A 23,367-nucleotide genomic window follows, 5' to 3' on the forward strand; every position below is an offset into this window, starting at 1 on the left:
TCCTGGTTGTCATTGATGAATGCGGCTCCGGCCGCGCTGGGTGAAAAGGCGGGCCAGGCGTGTGCGGCTCTGCCACAAGCCCAGAAGCCCGTCGGGGGAAAACAGGACGATCGCGAGGAAGACGCCGCCGATCACGAGATTGAAGCGTTCGCGATCGACGAGGTCGATGGCGAAGTTCTGCAGCAGCACGAAGACAATCGCACCGACGAAGGCACCGATCGGGTGCTTCATGCCGCCGAGCACGGCAATGATGAGGATGTTGATCATCGCGCCGGTACCGATGGTGCCGGGCGAGATGCGGCCGTTGTACCAGACCATCAGCACCCCGCCGACCGCAGCCAGGAGCCCCGCGACGGCATACGCGGCGACTCGGTGCGCGGTGACGTTGTAGCCCAGCGCCGCCATGCGGCGCGGGTTGTCTCGAATACCTTGCAGCGCAATGCCGAAGGGCGCGCGAATCAGATACTTGACCCAGAAGTAGCCCGCGAGCGTGCAGGCCAGCACCAGGAAGTAGAAGGGGACCGGCTCGTGCAGGTCCAGCCCGAACACGGTCGGCGGCCCGAGCTTGCTGAAGCCCTGGAAGCCGTTGAACATCGTGTAGTTCTGCTGCGCGAGATAGAAGAAGGCGACGCCGACCGCGAGCGTGATCATGATCGTGTAGATGCCTTCGGTGCGCACCGAAAGCCACCCGATACCGGCGGCGAAGATCGTGGCCAGTGCAACGGCAATCATGAGTGCCAGCCACCATGGCCAGCCGAGGCTGATCGCGATGTTGCTGCTGCTGCCGAAGATCGCAAGCATGTAGGCCGCGAAGCCCGCGATCGTCATCTGCGCGAGCGAAACCATTCCGCCATAGCCGCCCAGGAAGGTGAGCGACAGTGCGATGAGCCCGAGTGCGAGCGATTGCGCGCCGATCTGGAAGGTGAAGAAAGGCGAAGCAACGAAGGGATAGACGAGCACAAAGGCCAGCACCACCACGTGATACCAGTGCACCGCCCGCCACGCGGAACGCCAGCGCTGAGATGGCGCGCTTGTGGCCAGGCCCGTGGCGGTCGGCGCCGTTGCAACCGGATGAAGCCTGCCCGTCTCACCACCGCGCCGCGCGACGCCAGCCGCCGCAGCCGATGAGTTCATGGCCCGTCGCCATTGCGCTGCGCTCATTACGTAACCTCCGTGCTGCGCACTGCGGTGCGAGCTTGCTTGGGACCGCCCGGCGCGGCGCTCATGCGTTTCTCCCCATCAGCCCGCGCGGCTTGAAGGCCAGGGCGACGACCATGATCACGAAGGTGAACACCACGCTGTACGTCGGCGCGTACGCCAGCCCGAATTGCTCTGCCAAGCCAATGAGCAGTGCGCCAATCGCCGCACCGACCACGCTGCCCATGCCGCCGACGATCACCACCACCAGGGATGCGAGCAGGTAACGCGTGTCCTCTCCTGGCGAGATTGAAAGCGCGGTGCCGCCGACCACGCCGGCGAGCCCGGCCAGCCCCGCACCGATGGCAAAGGTCAGCGCAAACACGCGTTGGACGTTCACGCCCGATGCCGCGAGCATCCCGCGGTCATCCACACCGGCGCGGATCATCATGCCGATGCGCGTGCGTGCGAGCAGCAGCCACAGGCCGACGCCGATCACGATGGAAGCCAGCAGCACCATCAGACGATAGGTCGGGAACTTGTTCACCAGCGGCAGCGTGGTCGAACCGTAGATCCACGCCGGAGGATCGAAGGTGTAGATCTCCGCGCCCCAGATCCAGAGCGCGACGTCGGCCATCACGATCGAAAGGCCGATGGTCACCAGCGTCTGCCGCAAGTCCTGGCCCTGCATGTGCCGGAAGATCAGCACCTGCATCAGCAGCCCCAGCACCGCTGCCGAGAGAAAGCCGGCAACGACCGCGAGCACCCAGGAGCCCGTGTGTTCGCCGACGACCCATCCGACGTAGGCACCGATCAGATAGAGCGAGCCATGCGCCAGATTGACGTTGCGCATCAGCCCGAACACGAGCGTGAAGCCGCTCGCGACCAGAAAGTAGAGTGAAGCCAGCGTGAGCCCGTTGAGCAATGTCTTGAAGAAGAGCGATGCGTTGTCCGTGACCGCCCAGATTGCGAACACGGCGACCGGGATGCCGAACACGAGCAACGGCACCCACTGGCTGCGTTTCATGCGGCGCGCTCCCACAGGCGCTGCGCGCTGAACTCCGGCGCCTTGGCGAACTCCCCGTCCTTCATCACGGCCAGGATGCGCTTTGGGTCACGCAGGATCGAGAGATTGGCGAGCGGATCGCCATCCACCAGCAGCATGTCGGCGAGGTAGCCGTCCTGGATTGTGCCGAGTTCGTTGGCGCGCATCATGATCTGCCCGCCGTAGAGTGTGGCCGAGCGGATTGCCTCCATCGGCGTGAAGCCGAGATACTTGACGAAGAACTCCATGTCGCGCGCGTTCTGGCAATGGGGCGTGAAGGCAAATCCGTAGTCGCCGCCCGGGAGGATGCGCACGCCGCGCCGGTGCATGGCCTTGAGCGACTCGATGGCGGCATCCCATTCGATCTGGTAGCCCATTGCGCAGGCCTTCTCGTAGGTGATGCCGTAGGCCTCGGCTTCGTGCAGCATCGCGTAGATGATGGCAATGCCAGGTGCGACGAAGACGCGGTCCTTCGCGGCTTCGAGCATGTCGAGCGTTTCCTCGTCCGTGAAGCTTGCGTGATAGATCACGTCGATGCCGTGCCGCAGCGCCTGCTTGACCGATGCGGCTGAGCGCGCGTGCGCCGTGCCGCGCTTTCCGCGCACGCGCACTTCGGTCATGGCCGCATCGACCTCGGCGTCGCTCATCCAGGTGGTCTCGGCCGGCGAATCCGGCGTGAAGTTGTCGCCCGAGAGATTGAGCTTGATCGAGTCGACACCGTACTTGAGGAACATCCGCACCACCTTGCGCATCTCGTCCGCGGAGTTGACGTTGACACCGAAACTGAACTCAGGAAAGGGCAGATGCGGCAAGGTCTCGTCGCCGAGTCCGCCGGGCACCGTGATCTCCTGGCTGGCCGCAAGATAGCGCGGCCCCGGAATCTGGCCGGCAGCGATGGCGTTGCGGATCACCACATCCAAGCGAGGCTTGGCGCAGGCGGCGCCGACGCAGGACGTGAAACCCGCCTGCAGATACCGGCTTGCCACCTTGGCGCACCAGAGCACGTGCTCTTCGAGCGGCATGCGCTGGATGGCGGAGAGGGTGGCCGCGTCATTCCACGAAAAGTGCGTGTGCGCCTCGCACATGCCCGGCATCAGCGTGGCGCCCGCGGCGTCGACGACCATCGCACCACTGGGTGCGATCGGTGCCGTGCTGCGCCCCACCTGGCGGATGCGATTTCCACGCACCAGCACGCTGCCGTTGAAGGGGGTCTGCCCCGTGCCGTCGATGATTCGAACGTTAGTGAAGACGACGTCAGCCATGATCTTCTCCTGTGTTCAAGCAGTTGCCCAGCGCGTGGTGTGCGAGCGTCGCACGGGCGGAGCGCGATGAAACTCACCATCTTTCATCACGGCCAGGATGCGCGCCTTGTCCTGCAGCACCGTGATGTCCGCAAGCGGGTCGCCGTCGATGAGGAGGATGTCCGCGAGATAGCCTTCGCGGATGTAGCCGAGCACTTTGCCCATGCGCATCATCGGACCGCCCCATGCGGTGGCTGACAGCAGCGCTTCCATGGTGCTCATGCCCACATACTTGACGAAGTACTCCAGGTCCTTCGCGTTGGTGCCGTGCGGTGTCCACGCAAAGCCATAGTCGCCGCCCGGCAGGATGCGGATGCCGCGCTTGCGCATCGCGCGCATGCTTTCGACCGCTGCTTCGAGTTCCCGGTGATAGCCCATCTTGCGGGTGACTTCGGGCGTGAGGCCCCATTCGCTCGCGTGATGGCAGGTGTTGATGAGCCATGCCAATCCTGGCGCGATGAAGTGCTCGAACTTGTGCGCTTCAAGCATGTCGAGCGCTTCCTCGTCGGTGAAGCTCGCGTGGTAGATGACTTCAATGCCCTGCTTGACGCACTGCTTGATCGACCATGTGGAGCGCGCATGCGCCGCGACGCGCCGACCCCATGCCTTGGCCTCCTGCACGCAGACGGCGATCTCCTCTTCGGTGAACTGGCTCATCTCGCTGGGCATGCCGGTGATCGATTCGCCCGACAAATTGATCTTGAGCGAATCGACGCCGTACTTGACGAACATGCGCACGCAGCGCCGCATCTCCTCGACCCCACTGACCACTGCGCCGAATGCGAATTCGGGCTGCGGCAGGTGCGGCTGCGTGGTGTCGCCCAAGCCACCAGGGACGGTGATCTCCTGGCTCGCGGCCAGGTAGCGCGGGCCGATGATGGTGCCGTCGGCAATTGCGTTGCGGATCACGACATCCAGGCGCGGCTTGGCGGTCGCTGCGCCGACGCAACTGGTCCAGCCCATGTCGAGATAGCGCTTGGCGACTTCGGCGCACCACAGGATGTGTTCCTCAGGCGGCATGCGCTGGATTGCATCCAGGCTAGGCTGGTCGTTCCATGAGAAATGCGTGTGGGCCTCGACCATGCCGGGCATCAGGAAGGCGCCCGCGCCATCGATCACGCGCGCTCCGGTGACCGGCGCGGATTGCATGCCATAGCCGGTCCGCACGACACGTGCGATACGGTTGCCCTGCACCAGCACATCCCCGGTGAAGGGCGCTTCGCCGCCCCCATCGAAGATGCGCACATTGGTGAACATCACATCGGCCATGTTCAGGTCCTCGCTTGTGCCGCCAGGAAGTCGCGCAACTCGCGTTGGCATTCCTCATGGCGTTCGATGGGTGTCCAGTGGCCGCAGCGCGGCAGCACTACCACGCGCTTGCTGGCTGCACGGTGCAGCTTGTCGGCCATGGCCCTGACGGATTGCGGCGGTGCGACGCCGTCTTCGTCCCCGGTCACCAGCAGCACGGGCGCTTCGATGCGCTCGACCGCCGCCGCCTGCGCGCCTGCCAGAGCCTCGCAACTGCGCGCGTAGGCTTCGCCGTCCTGGCGCATCAGGCTTTCGCGCACGAAGGCGACGGCGACGGGAAGGCGCTCGCGCGTGTCGGCGGAGATCGCGCCCTGCAGCAATGCCTGGGTGATCTCCTGCATGCCGGCCGCGCCTTCGCGTGCCTTCAAGGCGCGAGCCTTCATTGCGGTGCGTGCGGCATCGGGTGGTGCGATCAGCGGACCGAAGAGCGCGATGCTCGCCACCTTCCCGGGATGATCGGCTGCGATGTGCTGGCAGACGATGGTGCCCATCGAATGTCCGATCCAGTGGGCACGGGAGACACCGAGCCGCTCGCAAAGGCGCAACAGCGTTTCGACATAGCGCTCGATCGTCAGCTCGCCCTCGGCACGCTGCGAGCGCCCGCTGCCGGGCAGGTCCACGCGAATCACACGGTGCCGGGCCATCGCGGGCATCAGCGGCGTGAAGGTGTTGCCGCTGCCGCCCAGGCCGTGTACGCAGACGATGGCGGGGCCTTCACCTTCTTCCTCGACTGCGATTCGATCGATCAGTTGAAATGCCATGGCTTACTCGAATCTGTTTTCAATGACGCCAATGCCGTCGATTTCGATGCGCACCACGTCGCCCGATTTCAACCAACGTGGTGGATCGAGGCCCATGCCGACGCCGGCAGGGGTGCCCGTGGCGATCACGTCGCCGGGATAGAGCGTGATCCCGCGCGAGCAGGTTTCGATGAGCGTGGGGATGTCGAAGATCATGTCCTTCGTCAATCCGTCCTGCCGCAGTTCGCCGTTGACCCAGCCTCGCACCCGGGTCGCGCGGCCGTCGACTTGATCCGCGGTCACGATCCATGGGCCCATCGGACAGAAGTCGTCGAAGCTCTTGCCCAGGTCCCATTGCTGGTGACGCATCTGCACGTCGCGTGCCGTCACGTCATTGACGACGGTGTAGCCGAACACGTGATCCATGGCGCGGGATCGTGCGATGTCGCGCCCACCGCGGCCGATCACGACGGCGAGCTCGGATTCGTAGTCGACCTGCACGGTGGTGGAAGGCGAGGGCAGCCGCACTGCATCGCGAGGCCCGATCACGCATTCACCGAGCTTGCCGAAGACGATCGGCCAGGGATCGCTCGCGGGCATCGATTCGCGGAAGACTGTGCCGGCAAGCTCCTTCGCATGCGCCCGGTAGTTGCGTCCGACGCAGAACAGGCTGCGCAAGGGGCGTGGCAGTGGGGCGCGCAGCGTGATGACCTCGATCGGCAGACGCGTGCCCGACGGCTGCGGGAGCGGTTCGCCGCGGTCCAGCGCCTGGATGAGCGGCAAGACGCCCGCGGAAGCATCGCGCACCGCAAGCGGCGCGGCTTCGCGACCGTCGGCCGAGATCGTGCCGACGTGCTCGCGTCCACCCCAACTCCAGCTGGCCAAGCGCATGCCGTTGTCTCCGGGTTGTCTCGCGTTGCTCAAGCCTTGCGCTCTTTGCCGCGAAGATCAGGGAACCTGCGTTTTTGAGACTTGCGTCTCAAAACGGGATCGGTGCATCATACGATCCGTCCTCGGACACACACAAGCCAAGTCAGGCCCCCTAGAACCCGTATAAACCCCATGGCTCGCCTGAAACACAAGCTGAGTGAACCCCCCGTCCCGCCGGAACGCGGCGTCAAGGCCGCTACCTTCAAGTTGCTGCTCGGCGCAGCGATGGACATCATCCAGCAGAGCGGACACATTCCTTCGGTCGCGGAAGCGGCAGCGCGCTCGAAAGTGTCGCGCGCCACGGCCTACCGTTACTTCCCGAGCCGCAGCGCGCTGGTCACCGCCGTGATCGACAGTTCGCTCGGGCCGGTCAGAAAGCTGGCTTCGGACATCCCGACCGGGCGCGAGCGCGTCCACGAACTCTTCCTGCAGACTTTTCCACGCTTCAAGGAATTCGAGGCGCAGTTGCGTGCTGCCGCGCAGCTCTCGCTGGAGCAGTGGGGGTTGGAGCGCGCCGGCCTTCTCGAAGAAGAACCCTACCGGCGAGGCCATCGCGTGCGCATCCTCGAACATGCGATTGCGCCGCTTGCACCGCAGTTGCGCCCGGTCGTGAGAGACAGGCTGCATCGCGCGCTGTCAGTGGTCTATGGCATCGAGCCTTATGTGATCCTGAAGGACATCTGGGGGCTGCGCGACCGCGAGGTCGAGCGCACTGCGCTGTGGATGGCCGACGCGCTGATCGACGCCGCGTTGCGCGAGTCCGCGCAGAAGGCGCCGCCGCGAGTCGTGCGTTCCAATGGCGCGGCCGGTGCGGCCCGCTCGGCTGTGGCAGCAAAGCGGAACGGCGTTTCTGACCGAAGTCCCGCCGTAAAAAAGCCGAAGTCGCCACGCGGGTCGTCACGCGGCCAAGCGAGGATCGCCGAATGACCGTCAGGCCTGTGCAAGCGCCTGCAACTCTTCTTCGGTAAAGCCGGCGCGGGCGCGCGCATCCATGTTGAACGGCGCCTTCAGACGCGGCGCCTCGTGCCGGCGATAGAGCAGGCGATAGTGCAAGACCGGATCGAGCGCATCGCGTGTGCACAGCCAGCGGTACCAGCGATTGCCGATTGCCACATGCCCTACCTCGTCGCGCAGGATGATGTCGAGGATGGCGCACGCCTCCAACGCATCGGGCGTGTTGACGCGGCGCAGCTTGGCCTGGATCAACGGCGTCGCGTCGAGGCCGCGGGCTTCGAGCGTACGCGGTACCAGGGCCATGCGCGCGACCACATCGTCCTTGGTCTTCTCGCACATGTTCCAGAGGCCGTCATGGCCGCTGAAGTCGCCGTAGCTGTAGCCCATGCCACGCAGGTGATCGTGCAGCAGTGTGAAATGCTGTGCTTCCTCGTCGGCCACCCGCAGCCAGTCGCTGTAGTAGGCCTCGGGCATGCCGTCGTAGCGCCACGCGGCATCGAGCGCGAGATTGATCGCGTTGAACTCGATGTGGCAGATCGAGTGGATCAGCGCGGCGCGGCCTTCGGGCGTGAAGGGCGAGCGCTTTTCGACGGCGGTGGCGGACACGCGCAGCGGTCGCTCCGGACGGCCGGGGACGCCGGCTTCGTCACCGGGCTGTCGCACGGGCGTGGCGAGGGCGTGAGCGCCTGGCGCACCGAGTTGCGCGAAGACCGCGCGCGCAGCCACCACCTTCTGTTCGGGATCGGTCAGGCGAAGCGCTGCCAGAGCGCGAAGGCGGGGGTGCATCCCTACAATTCTAGTTTTTGACCTTGGAGACTCCGCGATGGCCTTGTATGAACTCGACGGCGTGGCGCCGCAGCTTGGCGAAGGCGCCTGGGTCGCCGACAGCGCGCAGGTGATCGGCAATGTCGTGCTCGCGGAAAACGCGAGCGTCTGGTTCGGCGCGGTGCTGCGCGGGGACACCGAATCGCTCGGCATCGGTCGCAACAGCAATGTGCAGGACCTGTCGGTGCTCCATGCCGACCACGGCTGCCCGCTGACCATCGGCGAAAACGTCACAGTCGGCCATCAGGTCATGCTGCACGGCTGCACCATCGGCGACAACTCGCTGGTCGGGATTCAGGCGGTGATCTTGAATAACGCCAGGATCGGCCGCAATTCGATCGTTGGCGCCGGCAGTGTCGTGACCGAGGGCAAGGAATTCCCGGACAACTCGCTCATCATCGGCTCGCCCGCCAAGGTGGTTCGCACGCTCGACGATGCGGCTGCCGCCAAGCTGCGGCAGAGCGCCGAGCACTATGTGGAAAACGGCCGTCGCTTTGCGAAGGGCCTCAAGAAAATCGCCTGAAGCGGCGGGAGAGCGAGTTCCAATTGAGCGAGTTGCACAAGTTCCTGTTCGACGGCCTGCCGGTGCGCGGGATGATCGTGCGCCTGACGGATGCCTGGCAGGAAATCCTGGCGCGCCGCGCGTCCAATACGGCGACAGGCGCGTATCCGGCGCCCGTGGCTGAGCTCCTCGGCGAGATGACGGCCGCGGCCACGCTGATGCAGTCCAACATCAAGTTCAACGGCGCGTTGATCCTGCAGATCTTCGGTGACGGCCCGGTCAAGATCGCCGTCGCGGAGGTCAAGCCGGATCTCAGCCTGCGCGCCACCGCCAAGGTGACTGGCGAGCTGTCCGCCGACGCACGGCTCCCTGACATGGTCAACGTGCACAGCAAGGGGCGATGCGCGATCACGCTCGACCCCAAGGACAAGCTCCCGGGCCAGCAGGCGTACCAGGGTGTGGTGCCGCTCGTCGGTGACGAGGGTCAGAAGCTCGATCGCCTGAGCGACGTGCTGCAGCACTACATGTTGCAGAGCGAACAGCTCGACACCACGCTCGTGCTGGCGGCCGACGACAAGGTGGCGGCGGGCTTGCTGATCCAGCGCCTGCCCGTCAAGGGCGAGGCCAATCTCGAAGGCACCGCGAAGGGCAATCAGGACCAGGCCCAGCAGGACCAGATCGGTTTCAACGAGGACTACAACCGGATTTCGATCCTTGCTTCGAGCCTCACGCGCGACGAACTGCTGACGCTGGACGTCGACACCATTCTTCGCCGCCTGTTCTGGGAAGAAAAGGTCCTGCGCTTTGAGCCGCAATCCGGAATGCTGGGGCCGCATTTTGCGTGCACCTGCGGACGCGCTCGCGTGGAGGGAATGATCCGTGGGCTCGGTCAAGACGAGGCCGAGAGCATCCTCGCCGAGCGCGGCGACATCGAGGTCGGTTGCGACTTCTGCGGCAAGCAATACCGTTTCGATGCGGTCGATGCCGCGCAGATCTTCACGGCGCCGGGCGACCAGATGCCCGGCACGGCCATCGTGCAGTAGATCAGTCGCGCGGCGATGTCTCGAATCCGCTGAACCGGATGTCGGGTGCGCTGGTGTTGTGACGCGATGGAATCGTTCGTCCGAAGCGGACTTGTGCGGCCTGCAGCGTCGTGACCTGCTGCAGTGGCGTCTTCTGCGGGTCGGCTGACCGGCTCGCTTGCCACTCGATGTCGCTCATGTCGGCGTTGTCGGCCGCCACATACATCGATCGCAGCACCGCGAATGGCCGCGTCGCCTGGGTCGGCGGTTGAAGCGTCACGTCGAGCGCGGTGCGCTTCTGGCTGATCTCGGCAACCTTGACCACCGCGCTGCCGCCATCCGCGAAACGAAGGTGAATCGACAAGGGATGCGGCTGGATCGTGATGGAGGCGATGTTCACCACGGGGCGGCCGTCGTGCTCGACCGGCCCCATCAGGAAAGACGATCCGTAAACGCCATCGCCAAATCCGGGCAGCGGCAGCGGCTTGAGGCGCCAGTAGCCGTCGGCGGGATAGAGCACCAGCGCCTCCATCGGTTTGCTACCGTGACCTTTTGCTTTGTCTTTGGCGAAGATCTGGATCAGGTGGAAATCGTCGCCCGAGTGCGCACCCACCTTGACCGGCACCCGGTTGGGGCGCCAGAAGGTCGGCAGGGTCATTCCGACGATCGTCCATTGCTTGCCGTCATGAAGCACGACGCGACGCTGCTTGAATGCGAAGCTTGGATCCGTCGGATGCGCGCCGCCGTCGAAGTTGCAGCCGGAGAAATCCGGTGCGGTGACGTCACCCTTGATCGAATTGACATACGCCGGCTGCAGCGCTTCGACCCGGAATCGCCGGATGCCTTCGCCCCGAAGCGTCAGGGAGACGTTGTCTTCCTCGGCGCAGGCCGTGGGGCGCGTCTGGTTTTCGACGATGACGCTGGCTGGCGCCGCCCAGGCTGCCCCGAAGGAACAAGCCAGAGTGATGAGAAAGCCGGCGGCGGCAAAGGCTCTGGAGTGCAACGAACTTGCCATCTGGTCTTTGATCGTGAATGAGGTGGGGACCCGGGGTGCGCCGTGAACTCTAAGAGCGCTTGGCCAGGAGATCGCGAAACAGCCGGTGTTCGCAAGCAGGATCGGAGCATTTGTCGCAAGGCCAGAACCAGGGCCTCTCGCCGTTGGCCGATCGGCCTGAGGTGGACGATACGCCCGCCGATTCGGCACGGGAATTGATCGCGTTCCATGCGCTGGCAAGACGCTCCGGGCCATGGCCATGGATGACGGCGAAAGGTGAGTCAGCGCGCGTGAGGGTGGCTCGCAACAGGGCATCGGTCCTTTGCGCCCGATCATCCGTCGCAGGGTCTTCCGGGCGTGGCAAGTCGAGCGCCATCAGCAGCGTGACGGCATAGCCGCGGTGTGCGGCCAGTGCCAGTTGATACAGGGAGTTCTCGTTCGAGGGGCCCGACCGCTCCGATCGCACTTCGCCTTCGACCGCCGTGGTCAGGGCGGTGGTGTCTGCGACGACCACGCCCTGTTCAGCCGCCGATGCGATGCGAAACGCTTGTTCAGCGGCCATTTCGGCCCGCTCGACATCGTCCGGTTCACGCGCGAGGCGCGTCCGCCATTCGAGCGAAACGTCGGGCACGAGTTCGGCGGCGATGCCGCGCTGCACGAGGCGCGCGGTGAGAGCACTTGCGAGCTGGGTCTTGCCGGTGCCTTGCGCACCCAGAACCGCGATGACACAGCCAATGGGGAGAGCGGGCGTCACGTTGCCGCCGAGCTTGAAGCCATTCAGTGCGTGATCTGCACGAACACTTCGTTGGGCTTGACCATGCCCAACTCCTGGCGGGCGCGCTCTTCGACCATTTCCAGCCCCTCCTTGAGATCGTTGACTTCGTTCGCCAGCCGCTCATTGGCGAGCGCGGCGCGGGCGTTGGCCTCTTTTTGCTGGGTCAGCTTCTCTTGAAGTTGCGCCACGTCGCGGACGCTGCCGCGCCCGGTCCAAAGCTGCCATTGAACAATCAGCAGCAACAGGACAAGGATGATCGGGACGATGCGTGAGCGCATGGGAATGGCCGGTACGCCTTCAGGCGGACTTCACCGACCCCAGGGCCGCTGGATCAGTGACTCTGGGGGCGAGCTTCATTTCAGGTTGTAGAAGGCCGCACGGCCGGGGTAGCTCGCGACGTCGCCGAGGTCTTCCTCGATGCGCAGCAACTGGTTGTACTTGGCGATGCGGTCCGAGCGCGACAGCGAACCCGTCTTGATCTGACCGGCGTTGGTGCCGACCGCGATGTCCGCGATGGTGCTGTCTTCGGTTTCGCCCGAGCGGTGGCTGATGACCGCGGTGTAGCCCGCGCGCTTGGCCATTTCGATGGCGGCGAAAGTTTCGGTCAGCGTGCCGATCTGGTTGATCTTGATCAGGATCGAATTGGCGATGCCCTTGTCGATGCCTTCCTGCAGGATCTTCGTGTTGGTCACGAAGAGATCGTCGCCGACCAGCTGCACGCGCTTGCCGAGGCGCTCGGTCAGGTGCTTCCAGCCGTCCCAATCGCCTTCGTGCATGCCGTCTTCGATGCTGATGATCGGGTACTTGTCGACCCAGGTCGCCAGCATGTCGGTCCAGCTTTCGGCGGAGAGGCTGAGGTTTTCGCCGGAGAGGACGTACTTGCCGTCCTTGTAGAACTCGCTGGCGGCGCAGTCCAGGCCCAGGGCAATCTGTTCCCCGGCGGTGTAGCCGGCCTTGTCGATGGCTTCGAGGATCAACTGGATCGCGGCTTCATGGCTTTCGACGCTCGGCGCGAATCCGCCTTCGTCGCCCACCGCCGTGCTGATCCCGCGGTCGCCGAGGATCTTCTTGAGCGCGTGGAACACTTCGGCGCCATAGCGCACGGCCTCGCGGAAGCTCGTCGCGCCCACGGGGATGATCATGAACTCCTGCAGATCGAGACTGTTGTTGGCATGCGCGCCGCCGTTGATGACGTTCATCATCGGCACCGGCAACTGCATGCCGCCCATGCCGCCGAAGTAGCGATAGAGCGGCAGGCCCGACTCTTCGGCGGCCGCACGGGCCACGGCCATCGACACGGCCAGCGTGGCGTTCGCGCCCAGGCGGGCCTTGTTGTCCGTACCGTCCAGGTCGTTCAGCGTGCGGTCCAGGAAAGCCTGTTCGCTGGCGTCCAGGCCGAGCACCGATTCCGAAATCTCGGTGTTGATGTTCTCGACCGCCTTGAGCACGCCCTTGCCGAGATAGCGGCTCTTGTCGCCGTCACGCAGTTCGATCGCTTCGCGCGACCCGGTCGAAGCGCCCGAAGGCACGGCCGCGCGGCCCATGGTGCCCGATTCGAGCAACACGTCGCATTCGACGGTGGGGTTGCCGCGGCTGTCGAGGATTTCGCGCCCGACGATGTCTACGATTGCACTCATTGTTCTCTTGCTCCGAAAAAAACCTTGTAATCACTCAGCGATCAAAACATGCAGCGATCAAAACATGCACAGTCTCATCCCAGGGATACCGCAGAACCGGCTTCGCCGGGCTGCTGGTATCGCCCCCTGAAAGGGGGTGGGCGGCTACACGAAGTGAGCCAACCTGGGGGTCAGCTTATTAAATACCTTCGACGACGATCATTCGCATGACCGCGGCACCCTGGCGCGAAGCACGCGCCTTGCTGTATTCGGGCGAATCATTGAATTTCTTCGCGGCCTCCACGTTGGGAAACTTGAGGATCACGATGCGCTCGGGATGCCAGTCGCCTTCGAGCACTTCGACCTTGCCGCCGCGCACGCAGACTTCGGCGCCGTGCGCCTTCATGGCTTCCGAGGACCACTTCTTGTAATCCTCGTACTGCGTCGGATTGGTGACCTGGACGTTGGCGATGATGTAGGCGCTCATGCTTGAAAAGTATCCTCGAGGAATGGGTTCTTCTTGGTAACGGTGTCGAGCGCGACCAGCGTTTCGAGCAGCGCCTTCATGTGCTTGAGAGGCACGGCGTTGGGGCCGTCGCTCAGTGCCTTGGCAGGGTCTGGATGGGTTTCCATGAACAGGCCGGCCACACCCACCGCCACTGCGGCACGCGACAACACGGGCACCATCTCGCGTTGTCCGCCGGAAGTGGTTCCCTGGCCGCCGGGCAACTGCACGGAGTGCGTGGCATCAAAGACAACCGGCGCGCCGGTCTCGCGCATGATCGCGAGCGAGCGCATATCGGAAACGAGGTTGTTGTAGCCGAAGCTCGCACCCCGCTCGCAAGCCATGAAGATGTCTTCGGGCAAGCCCTTTTCCTTGGCCGCCGCACGCGCCTTGTCGATCACGTTCTTCATGTCGTGCGGCGCGAGGAACTGGCCCTTCTTGATGTTCACCGGCTTGCCCGATTGCGCCGCGGCGCGGATGAAGTCGGTCTGGCGGCACAGGAAGGCGGGGGTCTGTAGCACATCGACCACTGCAGCGGCGGCGGTGATGTCGTCTTCGGTGTGCACGTCCGTCAGCACCGGCAGGCCCAGTTCGCGCTTGACCTTCGCGAGGATCTCCAGGCCGCGCTCCCGGCCCGGACCGCGAAAGCTCGTGCCCGACGAGCGATTGGCCTTGTCGAAGCTGCTCTTGAAGATGAAGGGAATGCCCAGCGACGAGGTGATTTCCTTCAGCGTGCCGGCGGTGTCCATCTGGAGCTGCTCGGACTCGACCACGCACGGGCCCGCGATCAGGAAAAACCTTCTATCCAGCCCGATGTCGAACCCGCAAAGCTTCATGCCACCACCTTCAAAGCCTTCTTGTCCGCATTCTGGTGTTCCAGCGCGGCCTTGATGAACGCGTTGAACAACGGATGGCCGCTCCATGGCGTGGACTTGAATTCGGGGTGGAATTGCACACCCATGAACCACGGATGCACGCCTTGCGGCAGTTCGACGATTTCAGTCAGGTGCTCGCGCTGGGTGAGGGCCGAGATCACCAGGCCGGCACGGCGCAGTTCGTCGAGGTAGTTGACGTTGGCTTCGTAGCGATGGCGGTGGCGCTCGGTCACGACGTCGCCGTAGATGCTGTGCGCCAAGGTGCCGGGCGCCACGTCGGAGCTCTGCGCGCCGAGGCGCATCGTGCCGCCGAGATCGGACTTCTCGTTGCGGACCTTGACGGTGCCGTCCGCGTCCTTCCATTCGGTGATCAGCGCGATCACGGGGCAGGGCGTGTCGGGCTCGAATTCGGTGCTGTTGGCGTTCTTGAGGCCGGCCACGTTGCGGGCATATTCGATCGTCGCCACCTGCATGCCGAGGCAGATGCCCAGGTACGGAACCTTGGTTTCGCGTGCGAAACGCGCGGCGGCAATCTTGCCTTCGACGCCGCGCTGGCCGAATCCGCCGGGCACCAGGATCGCGTCGTACTTGGCGAGCCGCGCAACGTCCTGCGGCGTGATGGTTTCGGAGTCGACGTAGTCGATCTTCACGCGCGCATGGTTCTTCATGCCCGCATGGCGCAGCGCTTCATTCAGCGACTTGTAGCTGTCGGAGAGGTCCACGTATTTGCCGACCATTGCAATGGTGACTTCCTTCTGCGGATGCTCGACCTCATACACGAGGTCGTCCCAGCGCTTGAGCTTGGCCGGCGGCGTGTTGATGCGCAGCTTGTCGCAGATGAGGCCGTCCAGACCCTGCTCGTGAAGCATGCGCGGCACCTTGTAGATGGTGTCCACGTCCCACATCGAGATCACGCCCCATTCGGGCACGTTCGAGAAGAGCGAGATCTTGGCGCGCTCGTCGTCGGGAATGGGCCGGTCGGCGCGGCACAGCAGGGCGTCGGCCTGGATGCCGATTTCGCGCAGCTTCTGCGCGGTGTGCTGGGTTGGCTTGGTCTTGAGTTCGCCGGCGGCGGCGATCCAGGGCACGTAGCTCAGGTGCACGAAAGCCGAATTGTTCGGTCCCATGCGCAGGCTCATCTGGCGCACGGCTTCGAGGAAGGGCAGGGATTCGATGTCGCCGACCGTGCCGCCGATCTCGACGATCGCGACGTCGACTTCATGGGCGGTACCGATGCCGGCGCCGCGCTTGACGTATTCCTGGATTTCGTTGGTGATGTGCGGAATGACCTGCACCGTCTTGCCGAGATAGTCTCCGCGACGCTCTTTTTCGAGCACGGTCTTGTAGATCTGGCCGGTGGTGAAGTTGTTGGCGCGCCGCATGCGGGTCGTGATGAAGCGCTCGTAGTGGCCGAGGTCGAGGTCGGTTTCCGCCCCGTCGTCCGTGACGAACACTTCGCCATGCTGGAACGGCGACATCGTGCCCGGATCGACGTTGATGTACGGATCGAGCTTGATGAGGGTGACTTGGAGGCCGCGCGATTCAAGAAGGGCGGCGAGCGAGGCGGAAGCGATTCCCTTGCCCAGGGAAGACACCACGCCACCGGTGACGAAGACAAATTTGGTCATGCCAGCTCCGGATGCAGATCCGGGAAGTGGGAAATGGGGATTGTAGGGCAGGCTCGCCCCCAGGCTTCGCGCACTTCGTGTTGCTTCGCCTACCCCCTGCCGGGGGCGGCCGGCCGCTTCGGGCGGCCGGGCGCGGCGGCCCTCGCGAATCGGGTGCAGCGGCATCCGGGGCAGCCATTAAACTGCCTTGATGCAACACGAACTTGCGGGCAAACACATCGTTTTGGGACTGACGGGGGGGATCGCCTGCTACAAGTCGGCCGAGCTGTGCCGGCTGCTGGTGAAGGCGGGCGCGACGGTGCAGGTGGTGATGACGGAAGCGGCGACGCAGTTCATCACGCCGGTCACTATGCAGGCGCTGTCGGGGCGGCCTGTATATACCTCGCAGTGGGATGCGCGCGAGCTCAACAACATGCCGCACATCAACTTGAGCCGCGAGGCGGATGCCATCGTGCTGGCGCCCGCGAGCGCGGATTTCATCGCGCGGCTAGTGCAGGGGCGCTCGGATGAACTGTTGAGCCTGATGTGCCTCGCGCGGCCGATGGATCGCGTGCCGCTCTTGATCGCGCCGGCGATGAACCGCGAGATGTGGGGCCATCCGGCGACGCAGCGCAATCTCCGCCAGGTGGACGCCGATGGTGCGCGTGTGCTGGGGGTCGGAAACGGCTGGCAGGCGTGCGGCGAAACGGGCGATGGACGCATGCTGGAGGCCGAGCAGCTCTTCGAAGAAATCGTCGCGCAGTTCCAGCCCAAGGTGCTCTCGGGCCAGCGCGTGGTCGTCACCGCCGGGCCGACTTTCGAGGCACTCGATCCGATCCGCGGCATCACCAATCATTCGTCCGGAAAAATGGGCTTCGCCATCGCACGGGCAGCACGCGATGCCGGCGCCCAAGTCACCTTGGTGGCCGGACCGGTCCATCTGCCGACGCCGCGCGGCGTGCAGCGTGTCGACGTCAAATCCGCGCAGGAAATGCTCGAAGCGACTCTCCGCTCCGTGGCGACGGCATCGGTCTTTGTTGCGACCGCGGYGGTGGCCGATTGGCGTCCGGCTTCTCACAGCGCGCAGAAGATCAAGAAGGACGGCAGCGGCAAGCCGCCCGTCCTGCATTTCGTCGAGAACGAAGACATCCTGTTGACGGTCGCGCAGGACAAACGGGCCAAGCGTGGCGAACTCTTCTGCGTCGGCTTTGCGGCGGAAAGCGAAAACCTCCTCGAGCATGCAAAGGCCAAGCGAGAGCGCAAGGGCATTCCGCTGCTGGTCGGCAACATCGGTCCGCTGACCTTCGGGCAGGACGACAACAGCCTCCTGCTGGTCGACGCGAACGGTGTTCGCGAACTGCCGAGGGCGCCCAAACTGTCGCTGGCGCGCGAACTGGTGGTGGAGATCGCCGCGCGGCTCCCTGGCTACGCTGCAGCCGGCAAGAATCCGTAAATCAACCCATCCCAACCCACCCGAAATCTTCCAAAGGCATCTTCAGTGAAAGTCGACGTTCGCATCCTTGATCCCCGCATGCAGGACCAACTGCCGGCCTACGCAACTCCGGGCAGTGCCGGGCTGGACCTCCGGGCTTGCCTGGATGCGCCCATCACCCTCGAGCCGAACGGCTGGCAGCTGGTGGGAACCGGCATCGCGATCCATCTCGCCGATCCGGGCTTTGCCGCAATGATCCTGCCGCGCTCCGGGCTCGGTCACAAGCACGGCATCGTGTTGGGCAACCTCGTGGGGTTGATCGACAGTGACTATCAGGGCGAACTCAAGATCAGCGCCTGGAACCGCAGCGACACGCCCTTCGTGCTGCAGCCGATGGAGCGGCTGGCGCAACTCGTGATCGTGCCGGTGGTGCAGGCGGAATTCAACGTGGTCGGGGAGTTTCCGCCCAGCGAACGCGGCGAGGGCGGCTACGGCTCGACCGGCAAACACTGATCGCCTTTATAGGCAGCCACTCGCACTGCCTTGAAGACATTTCCCACGCGTAAAGACAGGAACCCGATACGCGCCGCAGCATCGAAAGTTTCAACATGTGTCCAGGTCATCGCGACTGCTGCCTGGACGTTAAATCATGCATGAGGCGCGCCGATGGCGCCGTATTTTGAGGAAGCAATACATCATGAAGAATCCAACCCGTCTCCTGGCTGTCACCGCTTCGGTGCTCGCCATTTCTGCTCTTACCGCTTGCGTGGCGCCGCAACCGGTTTACGAAACAGGGCGCTATCCGTACCAGCCGCCGCAACCTGTCGCGCAAGGGCCCTACGTCGAATACGGTCGCGTGGCCAACATCGAGGTCATCCGCAGCCAGTCGTCCGGCGCGCCCACCTCGGGTGGCGGTGCAGTTGCCGGCGGCTTGGTTGGTGGTGTGCTGGGCAACCAGATCGGCAGCGGAAACGGCCGCGCAGCGGCAACCGCGCTGGGCGTGGTCGGCGGTGCCTTGCTGGGCAACAGCGTCGAAGCCAACAACAACCGGCCTCGCGTGTATGAAAGCTACCGCGTGTCGGTCCAGACGGACAACGGCGGCTATCGCGCTTTCGACGTTCCTTCGCCCGGCGACCTTCGCATCGGCGACCGTGTGCGAATCGACAACGGCCAGATTTCGCGCTACTGAGCAGCGCGTCGTAGCGGTCCGGTCCAACGGAAAAAGCCGGGCAATGCCCGGCTTTTTTATGCCCGTTTGCGGATGGTTCGCGGATGGTCTGCGGGGGATGCTCAGTGCAGGAGATCATTCCCCGGCGCCGTCGTCGGGATCTTGAAAAAGCCGGTGCCGGCTGTGCCGCGTCCGATTTCTTCTTCCGTCGCTTCGCGCACCGATCTCACCGTCATGTCCAGCCGGATCGCGATACCGGCCAGAGGATGGTTGCCGTCGAGCACCAGGTGATCCGGATAGATCTCGCTCACTGTGTAGAGGACATCTTTCGGCATGTCCGGGTTCACGCCTGCCGGCAGTGCCGCTCCGTCGAACGTCATGCCTTCTTCAGTCCCTTCGGGGAAAAGATTGCGAGGTTCAAGAAACAGCAATTGGTCGTTGAAGTCGCCGAAAGCCTGCTCGGGCTCCAACTGCAGTTGCACCCGGGCGCCCGGCTCATGGCCAAGCAGCGCAGCTTCGATCGCGTCGAAGAGATCCTCGCCACCGACAAGGAATTCGACGGGCTCGTCCAGCACGTCCAGCACTTCGCCCAGCGTGTCTTTCAGCGTCCAAGTCAAGCCGACCACGCATTGTTCAGAGATTTCCATTGCAGAATTCTCCCATGGAGATTGATCAACCCTTGCCCCTTCTTGGCGGCTTAAGTGCTCAGCAGTTCATGCGCCGTCACTGGCAGAAGAAGCCGCTGCTGATTCGACAGGCAGTGCCCGACATGGTGCCACCAATCGAGCGGGCACAACTGTTCGATTTGGCTGCGCAGGAGGGCGTCGAATCTCGCCTGATACGCCATGCGAAGACCGGTTGGTCACTGCGACACGGGCCATTCGCACGGCGGTCGCTCCCGTCATTGAAGGAAGCTGCGTGGACGCTTCTGGTCCAGGGCGTCGATCTGCACCATGAGGGTGTGCATGAGTTGTTGCAGCGGTTTCGATTCGTGCCCGACGCGCGGCTGGACGATTTGATGATCAGCTACGCGAGCGACGGCGGTGGCGTCGGGCCGCATTTCGACAGCTACGACGTGTTTCTGCTCCAGGCGCAGGGTCGCCGCCGCTGGTCGATCGGTCGTCAGCGCGATCTGCGGCTTCAACCGGATGTCCCGCTCAAGATCCTCGCGCAGTTCGAGCCTGAACAGACTTTCATCCTCGAGCCTGGCGACATGCTGTATCTGCCGCCGCGCTATGCGCACGATGGCGTCGCGGTTGGCGGCGATTGCGTGACCTACTCGATCGGTCTTCGTTCGCCTGCCGCTGCGCCGCTCGGCGCCGACCTGCTGGCGCGCATCGCCGAAGCGCAGGCCGACGCCGTGCAGGACGCAGTCGGCCAAGCCGCGGTGCACTACCGCGACCCCGCTCAGCCTGCGCTCGCCAATCCCGCGGAAATGCCGGCTGGGCTGCAAGCTTTTGCGCGCCAAGCCGTCCTTGCCGTCATGCGCGATGAAGACGTGATCGATCGCGCACTGGGCGAATCCATGACCGAACCCAAGCCGACCGTCTGGTTCGACCAGGGCGAGCTGCCTGCCGATCTGAACGCCATTGCACTGGATCGGCGTACGCGCATGCTGTATGACGCCCGCCATCTCTACATCAACGGCGAGAGCTTTCGTGCCTCGGGGCGCGATGCCAAGCTCATGCGCCGGCTGGCGGACCAGCGCACCCTCGGCCCGCGCGACTTGGCCGCCGCGAGCGACGATGCGCTAGCGCTATTGAGCGACTGGTGCGAAGCAGGATGGGCCCATGCCGAGTGAAAGCGAGGGCGCCGCCGCCATTCAACTGCCCGAAGGCGCATTCGACGGTCGCGATGCGTTCGACCTTCATCTGCGCAGCGCCTTGGCGGCCGCATCGCAGCAGAATTGGCGCGAAGTCGTATGGAGCGATCCGGACTTCAACGACTGGCCCCTCGGCGAACGCTCGGTCATCGAAGCGCTTCAGGCATGGGCGTCTTCGGGTCGCAGTCTCGTTCTGCTCGCCAGGACCTTCGATGTGTTTCAGCGCCACCACGCGCGATTCGTTCACTGGCGCCGTATGTGGGGCCACATCATCGATTGCCGCGTTGGCGACGGACCGGGTCTTCCGCAGGTGCCGAGCGCCATCTGGACGCCATCATGGTTTTTGCATCGCATCGACGTTGAGCATGTGCGGGGTGTCTGCGGGCACAGTCCGGAGGGGCGGCGTGCCATTCGCGAGCGTATCGAAGAGTGTCTTCGCCATGCGAAATCCGGCTTTCCGACCTCGACTCTGGGCTTGTAAGCCAATGCCGCGAATCGGGGCCTGAGACTTATCCGCGTGCAGATGCGGGTCTAGAATTTTCGAAACCTTCATCCAAAGGAGCCACGTAATGAAGAAGTCTCTCTTGCTCGCATCATTGATCGCCGCCGCCGCGTTGACGGCCTGCGGAAAAAAGGATGAGTCTGCGGTCCCACCGGCAGCACCAGCAGCATCAACAACGCCCGCTCCGGCGACAACCGCTCCGGCGCCTGCACCTGCTGCGCCTGCTGCATCGTCGACAGCGACGCCCGGCGCTTCGTCTTCAGCGCTCGACGCGGCCAACTCGGCGACGGATCAGGCCAAGAAGCAGCAGGACGGAACGGCTCCTTCCAAGCCCTGATGTGTCCTTCCGTGAATGCGAAGGCCGCCCGAGGGCGGCCTTTTTCATGGACTGGGTTCTGATCTTCAGAGCGAGTCCATCAGATCGTCAGAGATCCAGCCAGGGCGAGCCTTCGGCGGCGGTGGCGGTGAGCATCTCGTGTTCGCTCGCACCCAGAGCTTCGGCCATGGCACGCCGCACGACGTCCGGCCTGTTGTTCTGCTCGCTCAAATGAGCGCCAACCACATGCCGAAGCCCCGGATGACACACCGCGCGCGCAATGGCCGCCGCGGCGATATTCGACAGATGGCCGTAGTTGCCCCCGACGCGCATCTTGAGAAAGGGTGGGTATGCAGAGCCCGCCAGCATTTCGCTGTCATGGTTGAACTCGAGCAACAAGGCGTCCAGCTGCATCAGCCGGGCCAGCACGTGCGGCGTTGCATGGCCTAAATCGGTCAGGATGCCGAGGCTGCGCGCGCCATCGGTGCAACGAAGCTGTAGCGGTTCGCGCGCATCATGCGGCACGGTGAAGGGCTGCACGAGCAGATCGCCCACCACGATTTCGAGGCCGTCCCTTGCGAGGTTCAGGCGGCCCTGGAAATCGCGGCCACCGGTGGCGAGCCATGTTCCTTCGCTCATCCAGACCGGAATGCGTTCGCGCCTTGAGAGCGCGTGCGCGCAGCCGATGTGGTCGCCGTGTTCATGCGTGATGAAAACGGCGTCGATGTCACAGGCAGCGACGCCGGCGTGCGCGAGGCGGGCGTCCAGGTGACGCAGCGCAAAGCCGCAGTCGACCAGGAGCCGTGACGTTCGGCCGCCGCTGGTCGCTTCGACGAGCGTGGCGTTGCCGGTGCTGCCGCTGCCCAGGCTGCGGAAGCGGAGCATGCGAGCCTGGCTTTACTTCAGGTCGTCAGCRATGACCTGGACGATGCGCTGCGCGTTGGCGGTGCTGTCCGGTGCGCCGGTGCCGTCGAGCACAGACACGGTGCTCGTATCGCCCTGGCTCTTGACGAGGATGCGGAACTTGAGCGGTGCCTCGGACTTGCTTGAGCCGAAGGTGAACAGCTTGCCGAAGAAGCCCGCCTCGTTCTTGTCTGCCTTCGGCGGCACGTACCGGACGAAGTAGGTGCCGGCGCTGCGGTCGCGGTCTTCGACGGTGAAGCCGGTACGGTCGAGCGCCAGGCCCACGCGGCGCCATGCGCGTTCGAAGCCTTCGCTGATTTGCACGACTGGTTGGCCGCTGACGTTTGCGACGCGGGCGGTTTGCGCAGGGGCGGCAGCCGCGGCGAGCACCTTCGATTGCTCTTGCGACACGCCGAGCTTCACCATCAGGCGGCGGAGGAATTCGGCTTCGAGCTCAGGATCGCTCGGGCGCGGCTGCCACACCGTCTGGTCCTTGGTGTTGGTGCTGTAGACCTCTTGCATGCCGCGGTGGCTGATGAAGATCTCGGTGCCCGTCGGCGTGCGTTCCATGCGCGTGCGGAAGCGGTCGAGTTCGCCGGTCGAATAGACCGAATCCATGAACCTGCCGACCGTGCTGCGGATGATGTCCTGCGGCAGCTTGGCTCGGTTTTCGGCCCAGTCGGTTTCCATGATGCCGAGGTTGCGCTGCTCGGTGGTGAGCAGAAAGCCGCTCTCTTGCCAGAAGTCCTTGACGGGCTCCCAGAGCTGGTCCGCCGGTCGGTTGATGACCAGCCAGCGCTGCGTGCCCGCGCGTTCCATGCGCACGTCGCCCACGGAACTCACGGCCGTCGGAAGGCTCGGCGCATTGGCAAGGCCTGCCTGGTAGCTGTTGGCGGTGACGGCACCGCCGGGCACCACGTAGCGGTTGTCGCGCGACAACTGCGTCAGGTCGGGCGGCACTTCGAGTGTGGGTGCCTTGCCGGCGCTCTTGTAGTCGATCTTGTCGCTTTCGAGGACCGAGCAAGCGGCAAGACTGGTGACCAGCGCCAGCAGTGCGAATCGCGAAATGGTGTTCAACGTCGTCTTCC

Annotated in this window: 26 protein-coding genes; 9 read left to right on the forward strand and 17 right to left on the reverse strand. The window is 64.4% G+C overall.

The genetic code is table 11. From position 1 onward, the window contains the following. Positions 1-9: 9 nt before the first annotated feature. The 6 genes from AC1DMA_RS12550 to AC1DMA_RS12575 all read right to left on the reverse strand — a co-directional run bounded on the left by AC1DMA_RS12550 (position 10) and on the right by AC1DMA_RS12575 (position 6,422). Positions 10-1,134 carry a branched-chain amino acid ABC transporter permease gene (locus AC1DMA_RS12550; protein ID WP_478144383.1) on the reverse strand — a complete coding sequence of 375 codons (1,125 nt, stop codon included), beginning with the start codon at positions 1,132-1,134 and terminating at the stop codon, positions 10-12. 88 nt (positions 1,135-1,222) lie between these two features. Further along, on the reverse strand, positions 1,223-2,164 hold the full coding sequence (locus AC1DMA_RS12555) for a branched-chain amino acid ABC transporter permease (protein WP_478144384.1): 942 nt from the start codon (positions 2,162-2,164) through the stop codon (positions 1,223-1,225). Further along, positions 2,161-3,444, reverse strand: coding sequence for a metal-dependent hydrolase family protein (locus tag AC1DMA_RS12560; protein WP_478144385.1), 1,284 nt, complete (start codon positions 3,442-3,444; stop codon positions 2,161-2,163). The genes AC1DMA_RS12555 and AC1DMA_RS12560 overlap by 4 nt, the downstream gene beginning before the upstream one ends. Before the next feature lie 15 nt (positions 3,445-3,459). Further along, entirely contained in the window at positions 3,460-4,752 is a 1,293-nt protein-coding gene (locus AC1DMA_RS12565; protein ID WP_478123841.1) for a metal-dependent hydrolase family protein, read from the reverse strand. 2 nt (positions 4,753-4,754) lie between these two features. Then, positions 4,755-5,552 (reverse strand): alpha/beta fold hydrolase, encoded by a 798-nt coding sequence (locus AC1DMA_RS12570; protein ID WP_478123840.1) that lies wholly within the window; start codon positions 5,550-5,552, stop codon positions 4,755-4,757. 3 nt (positions 5,553-5,555) lie between these two features. After that, positions 5,556-6,422 (reverse strand): fumarylacetoacetate hydrolase family protein, encoded by an 867-nt coding sequence (locus AC1DMA_RS12575; protein ID WP_478144647.1) that lies wholly within the window; start codon positions 6,420-6,422, stop codon positions 5,556-5,558. A 171-nt stretch (positions 6,423-6,593) separates the two neighbouring features. Between AC1DMA_RS12575 and AC1DMA_RS12580 the strand changes: the two genes are divergently transcribed. Then, on the forward strand, positions 6,594-7,388 hold the full coding sequence (locus AC1DMA_RS12580) for a TetR/AcrR family transcriptional regulator (protein WP_478144386.1): 795 nt from the start codon (positions 6,594-6,596) through the stop codon (positions 7,386-7,388). 3 nt (positions 7,389-7,391) lie between these two features. On the opposite strand, the gene AC1DMA_RS12585 is transcribed toward AC1DMA_RS12580, so the two are convergent. After that, the gene (locus AC1DMA_RS12585; RefSeq protein ID WP_478144387.1) at positions 7,392-8,201 is read right to left on the reverse strand and encodes a ferritin-like domain-containing protein; all 810 of its coding nucleotides are present in this window, start codon (positions 8,199-8,201) and stop codon (positions 7,392-7,394) included. 37 nt (positions 8,202-8,238) lie between these two features. Here AC1DMA_RS12585 and AC1DMA_RS12590 point away from each other — a divergent pair, with 37 nt between their 5' ends. Both AC1DMA_RS12590 and hslO read left to right on the forward strand, forming a co-directional pair. After that, positions 8,239-8,763: a gamma carbonic anhydrase family protein gene (locus AC1DMA_RS12590; RefSeq protein WP_478144388.1), complete on the forward strand. Its 525-nt coding sequence runs from the start codon at positions 8,239-8,241 to the stop codon at positions 8,761-8,763. A 23-nt stretch (positions 8,764-8,786) separates the two neighbouring features. Then, on the forward strand, positions 8,787-9,785 hold the full coding sequence (gene hslO / locus AC1DMA_RS12595; RefSeq protein WP_478144389.1) for an Hsp33 family molecular chaperone HslO: 999 nt from the start codon (positions 8,787-8,789) through the stop codon (positions 9,783-9,785). A gap of 1 nt (position 9,786) precedes the next feature. On the opposite strand, the gene AC1DMA_RS12600 is transcribed toward hslO, so the two are convergent. From AC1DMA_RS12600 to AC1DMA_RS12630, 7 genes are all read right to left on the reverse strand, one after another. Continuing rightward, positions 9,787-10,779, reverse strand: coding sequence for a hypothetical protein (locus tag AC1DMA_RS12600; protein WP_478144390.1), 993 nt, complete (start codon positions 10,777-10,779; stop codon positions 9,787-9,789). A gap of 49 nt (positions 10,780-10,828) precedes the next feature. Beyond that, a complete protein-coding gene (locus AC1DMA_RS12605) occupies positions 10,829-11,512 on the reverse strand; it encodes an AAA family ATPase (protein WP_478144391.1) in 684 nt (227 codons plus the stop codon). A gap of 23 nt (positions 11,513-11,535) precedes the next feature. Beyond that, the gene (gene ftsB, locus AC1DMA_RS12610) at positions 11,536-11,811 is read right to left on the reverse strand and encodes a cell division protein FtsB (protein ID WP_478123833.1); all 276 of its coding nucleotides are present in this window, start codon (positions 11,809-11,811) and stop codon (positions 11,536-11,538) included. Between the two features lie 75 nt (positions 11,812-11,886). After that, positions 11,887-13,170, reverse strand: a complete 1,284-nt coding sequence (gene eno / locus AC1DMA_RS12615; RefSeq protein ID WP_478123832.1) for a phosphopyruvate hydratase — start codon at positions 13,168-13,170, stop codon at positions 11,887-11,889. A gap of 178 nt (positions 13,171-13,348) precedes the next feature. Beyond that, positions 13,349-13,636 carry a DUF1330 domain-containing protein gene (locus AC1DMA_RS12620; RefSeq protein ID WP_478144392.1) on the reverse strand — a complete coding sequence of 96 codons (288 nt, stop codon included), beginning with the start codon at positions 13,634-13,636 and terminating at the stop codon, positions 13,349-13,351. Continuing rightward, positions 13,633-14,490 carry a 3-deoxy-8-phosphooctulonate synthase gene (gene kdsA / locus AC1DMA_RS12625; protein ID WP_478144393.1) on the reverse strand — a complete coding sequence of 286 codons (858 nt, stop codon included), beginning with the start codon at positions 14,488-14,490 and terminating at the stop codon, positions 13,633-13,635. The genes AC1DMA_RS12620 and kdsA overlap by 4 nt, the downstream gene beginning before the upstream one ends. Then, a complete protein-coding gene (locus AC1DMA_RS12630; RefSeq protein WP_478123829.1) occupies positions 14,487-16,157 on the reverse strand; it encodes a CTP synthase in 1,671 nt (556 codons plus the stop codon). Before AC1DMA_RS12630 ends, kdsA begins: the two co-directional genes overlap by 4 nt. Positions 16,158-16,347: 190 nt before the next feature. Here AC1DMA_RS12630 and coaBC point away from each other — a divergent pair, with 190 nt between their 5' ends. The 3 genes from coaBC (at position 16,348) to AC1DMA_RS12645 (ending at position 18,757) form a co-directional block, all read left to right on the forward strand. After that, a complete protein-coding gene (coaBC, locus tag AC1DMA_RS12635) occupies positions 16,348-17,589 on the forward strand; it encodes a bifunctional phosphopantothenoylcysteine decarboxylase/phosphopantothenate--cysteine ligase CoaBC (protein ID WP_478144394.1) in 1,242 nt (413 codons plus the stop codon). Positions 17,590-17,634: 45 nt separating this feature from the next. Continuing rightward, entirely contained in the window at positions 17,635-18,081 is a 447-nt protein-coding gene (gene dut, locus AC1DMA_RS12640) for a dUTP diphosphatase (protein WP_478144395.1), read from the forward strand. 184 nt (positions 18,082-18,265) lie between these two features. Then, positions 18,266-18,757: an outer membrane lipoprotein gene (locus AC1DMA_RS12645; RefSeq protein WP_478123826.1), complete on the forward strand. Its 492-nt coding sequence runs from the start codon at positions 18,266-18,268 to the stop codon at positions 18,755-18,757. A 101-nt stretch (positions 18,758-18,858) separates the two neighbouring features. Here the strand turns inward: AC1DMA_RS12645 and AC1DMA_RS12650 are convergent, their stop codons facing one another. Then, positions 18,859-19,383 (reverse strand): FKBP-type peptidyl-prolyl cis-trans isomerase, encoded by a 525-nt coding sequence (locus AC1DMA_RS12650; protein WP_478123825.1) that lies wholly within the window; start codon positions 19,381-19,383, stop codon positions 18,859-18,861. A 14-nt stretch (positions 19,384-19,397) separates the two neighbouring features. On the opposite strand from AC1DMA_RS12650, the gene AC1DMA_RS12655 reads away from it, so the two are divergent. The 3 genes from AC1DMA_RS12655 to AC1DMA_RS12665 all read left to right on the forward strand — a co-directional run bounded on the left by AC1DMA_RS12655 (position 19,398) and on the right by AC1DMA_RS12665 (position 21,397). After that, positions 19,398-20,537, forward strand: coding sequence for a JmjC domain-containing protein (locus AC1DMA_RS12655; protein WP_478144396.1), 1,140 nt, complete (start codon positions 19,398-19,400; stop codon positions 20,535-20,537). Continuing rightward, positions 20,527-21,039: a hypothetical protein gene (locus AC1DMA_RS12660; RefSeq protein WP_478144397.1), complete on the forward strand. Its 513-nt coding sequence runs from the start codon at positions 20,527-20,529 to the stop codon at positions 21,037-21,039. The genes AC1DMA_RS12655 and AC1DMA_RS12660 overlap by 11 nt, the downstream gene beginning before the upstream one ends. Positions 21,040-21,127: 88 nt before the next feature. Next, positions 21,128-21,397, forward strand: coding sequence for a hypothetical protein (locus AC1DMA_RS12665; protein ID WP_478123822.1), 270 nt, complete (start codon positions 21,128-21,130; stop codon positions 21,395-21,397). 87 nt (positions 21,398-21,484) lie between these two features. Here AC1DMA_RS12665 and AC1DMA_RS12670 read toward each other — a convergent pair whose 3' ends face one another. Both AC1DMA_RS12670 and bamC read right to left on the reverse strand, forming a co-directional pair. Next, the gene (locus tag AC1DMA_RS12670; protein WP_478144398.1) at positions 21,485-22,261 is read right to left on the reverse strand and encodes an MBL fold metallo-hydrolase; all 777 of its coding nucleotides are present in this window, start codon (positions 22,259-22,261) and stop codon (positions 21,485-21,487) included. 12 nt (positions 22,262-22,273) lie between these two features. Beyond that, a complete protein-coding gene (gene bamC, locus AC1DMA_RS12675) occupies positions 22,274-23,356 on the reverse strand; it encodes an outer membrane protein assembly factor BamC (protein ID WP_478144399.1) in 1,083 nt (360 codons plus the stop codon). Positions 23,357-23,367 lie beyond the last annotated feature (11 nt).

It is taken from the genome of Variovorax sp. 05N34, assembly GCF_056397405.1.

Coding starts and splice junctions, on each gene's coding strand:
- AC1DMA_RS12590 (WP_478144388.1), top strand. CDS start 8,239: ATGGCCTTGTATGAACTCGACGGCGTGGCGCCGCAGCTTGGCGAAGGC.
- AC1DMA_RS12665 (WP_478123822.1), top strand. CDS start 21,128: ATGAAGAAGTCTCTCTTGCTCGCATCATTGATCGCCGCCGCCGCGTTG.
- AC1DMA_RS12550 (WP_478144383.1), bottom strand. CDS start 1,134: ATGAACTCATCGGCTGCGGCGGCTGGCGTCGCGCGGCGCGGTGGTGAG.
- AC1DMA_RS12585 (WP_478144387.1), bottom strand. CDS start 8,201: ATGCACCCCCGCCTTCGCGCTCTGGCAGCGCTTCGCCTGACCGATCCC.
- AC1DMA_RS12560 (WP_478144385.1), bottom strand. CDS start 3,444: ATGGCTGACGTCGTCTTCACTAACGTTCGAATCATCGACGGCACGGGG.
- AC1DMA_RS12660 (WP_478144397.1), top strand. CDS start 20,527: ATGCCGAGTGAAAGCGAGGGCGCCGCCGCCATTCAACTGCCCGAAGGC.
- AC1DMA_RS12620 (WP_478144392.1), bottom strand. CDS start 13,636: ATGAGCGCCTACATCATCGCCAACGTCCAGGTCACCAATCCGACGCAG.
- AC1DMA_RS12555 (WP_478144384.1), bottom strand. CDS start 2,164: ATGAAACGCAGCCAGTGGGTGCCGTTGCTCGTGTTCGGCATCCCGGTC.
- AC1DMA_RS12570 (WP_478123840.1), bottom strand. CDS start 5,552: ATGGCATTTCAACTGATCGATCGAATCGCAGTCGAGGAAGAAGGTGAA.
- AC1DMA_RS12600 (WP_478144390.1), bottom strand. CDS start 10,779: ATGGCAAGTTCGTTGCACTCCAGAGCCTTTGCCGCCGCCGGCTTTCTC.
- ftsB (WP_478123833.1), bottom strand. CDS start 11,811: ATGCGCTCACGCATCGTCCCGATCATCCTTGTCCTGTTGCTGCTGATT.
- AC1DMA_RS12645 (WP_478123826.1), top strand. CDS start 18,266: ATGAAGAATCCAACCCGTCTCCTGGCTGTCACCGCTTCGGTGCTCGCC.
- AC1DMA_RS12670 (WP_478144398.1), bottom strand. CDS start 22,261: ATGCTCCGCTTCCGCAGCCTGGGCAGCGGCAGCACCGGCAACGCCACG.
- AC1DMA_RS12575 (WP_478144647.1), bottom strand. CDS start 6,422: ATGCGCTTGGCCAGCTGGAGTTGGGGTGGACGCGAGCACGTCGGCACG.
- AC1DMA_RS12565 (WP_478123841.1), bottom strand. CDS start 4,752: ATGGCCGATGTGATGTTCACCAATGTGCGCATCTTCGATGGGGGCGGC.
- AC1DMA_RS12655 (WP_478144396.1), top strand. CDS start 19,398: ATGGAGATTGATCAACCCTTGCCCCTTCTTGGCGGCTTAAGTGCTCAG.
- kdsA (WP_478144393.1), bottom strand. CDS start 14,490: ATGAAGCTTTGCGGGTTCGACATCGGGCTGGATAGAAGGTTTTTCCTG.
- eno (WP_478123832.1), bottom strand. CDS start 13,170: ATGAGTGCAATCGTAGACATCGTCGGGCGCGAAATCCTCGACAGCCGC.
- AC1DMA_RS12580 (WP_478144386.1), top strand. CDS start 6,594: ATGGCTCGCCTGAAACACAAGCTGAGTGAACCCCCCGTCCCGCCGGAA.
- AC1DMA_RS12650 (WP_478123825.1), bottom strand. CDS start 19,383: ATGGAAATCTCTGAACAATGCGTGGTCGGCTTGACTTGGACGCTGAAA.
- AC1DMA_RS12630 (WP_478123829.1), bottom strand. CDS start 16,157: ATGACCAAATTTGTCTTCGTCACCGGTGGCGTGGTGTCTTCCCTGGGC.